The 1,754-nt window shown below is 79.0% G+C and carries 1 protein-coding gene; it reads left to right on the forward strand.

Translation table 11 applies throughout. The features are described 5' to 3' along the window. A partial coding sequence (locus BI06_RS05405; protein WP_158516385.1) for an AAA family ATPase occupies positions 1-1,754 on the forward strand: 1,754 nt, incomplete at both ends.

Consider the following 1,754-nt stretch of genomic DNA (forward strand, 5'->3'; position numbering starts at 1 on the left):
CCCACCGGTGCTCGCCCCCGCGCCCGCCTCCCCGGCCCCGGCGGCGGGCACGAACGCCCCGGAGCCGCTCCCGGCAGCGGAGCCGCCCACCCCGGAGCGGCTGCCCAACGGCGACCCGATGCTGGCCACCCGGGTCCGGCCGCCCCGCCCGCCCGCCGCCGCCTTCCTGCCCCGCGACCGCCTGCTCGGCCGCCTCGACGCGGCCGCGCTCCGCCCGGTGACCCTGGTCAACGGCCCGGCCGGGGCCGGCAAGACCCTGCTGGTGGCCGACTGGCTGGCCCGCGGCCGCCTCCCCGGCCCGGCCGCCTGGCTCACCCTGGAGCCGAGCGACAACCAGCCCGGCACCTTCTGGGCCTACGTCCGCGAGGCCCTGCAGACCGGGGTCGCCGGGCTGCCCGCGGAGGTCGGCGCCCCCGCCCGGGCCGAGCACGTCGAGCCGTCCCTGCTGCTGCGACTGGCCGCCTGGATCAACGCCCTCCCCCGGCCGCCGGTCCTGGTCCTGGACGAGTGCGAGCACCTCGACAACCTCCGGCTCGCCGAACAACTGCACGACCTGGTCCGGCACACCGCCGGCCGGCTGCGGCTCGTCCTGGTCGGCCGCAGCGAGCCGCTGCTGCCCCTGCACCGCTACCGGGCGGCGGACGAGCTGGCCGAGATCCGGGCGGGCGAGCTGGCGCTGGACCGCGCCGAGACCGCCGCCGTGCTGGAACGGCACGGGCTGCGGGTCGGCCCGGCCGCCGTCGAGGCCGTGCACCACGCGCTGTCCGGCTGGACGGCCGGGGTCCGGCTGCTCGCCCTCGCCGCGCAGGACGCCGAGGACCCCGAGGACTACCTCGGACGGATCGACGCCGGTCCCACCGCGCTGTCGGACTTCCTGCTCGCCGAGGTGCTGCGGACCCAGCCCGCGCCGACCCAGGACCTGCTGCTGCGCTGCAGCATCCTGGGCCGGGTCCACCCCGACCTCGCCGACGCGCTCACCGGCCGCCGCGACGGCCGGCGGATCCTGGACCGGCTGCACCAGGACAACGCCTTCACCGACGCCCTGCCCGACGGCTGGTACCGGCTGCACCCGATGTTCGCCGGGATCCTGCGCCTGCATCTGCGCGCCGCCGCCCCGGAGCGGGTCGACGAGCTGCGGGTGCGGGCCGCGCACTGGCTCGCCGGCCACGGCCAGTACCGGGCCGCGCTGGACCACGCGGCCGAGGCCGGGGCCTGGGCGCTGGCCGCGCGGCTGCTGGTGGACGAGTGCGCCCTCGGCGAGCTGCTGGCCGGACGCGACGCGACCCGGCTGTGCGCACTGTTCGCCCGGATGCCGGCGACCGAGCACAGCCCGGCCGCCGAACTGGTCCGCGCGGCCGTCCACCTCACCCGCGACGAGGCCGCGAGCGCGCTGACGATCCTGGAGCACGTCGAACCGCTGCTGCCCGCCGAACGGACCCCCCTGCAACTGGCCGCCGTCCTCGTGCGCACCGGCGCCGCCCGGCTGCTCGGCTCGGCCCCGCTCGCCGACCGCGCCGCCCGCCGGATCGAGGAGCTGGAGCACCGGGTGCCCGCCGAGCTGCTGGAGCGGCACCCCGAACTGCTCGCCCAGATGGCCGCCGACCTCGGCTCGACGCTGCTCTGGCACGGGCGCCTGGAGGAGGCCGGCCGGGCGCTGGAACGCGCGGCGCGGGCCCCGCTCACGCCGGCCACCGCCCGGCTGCGCCACGACGCGCTGTGCCGGCTGGCGCTCGTCGAGCACCTGCGCGGCCGGC

This window comes from Kitasatospora sp. MBT66 (assembly GCF_000710405.2).
Taxonomy (GTDB): Bacteria; Actinomycetota; Actinomycetes; order Streptomycetales; family Streptomycetaceae; genus Kitasatospora; species Kitasatospora purpeofusca.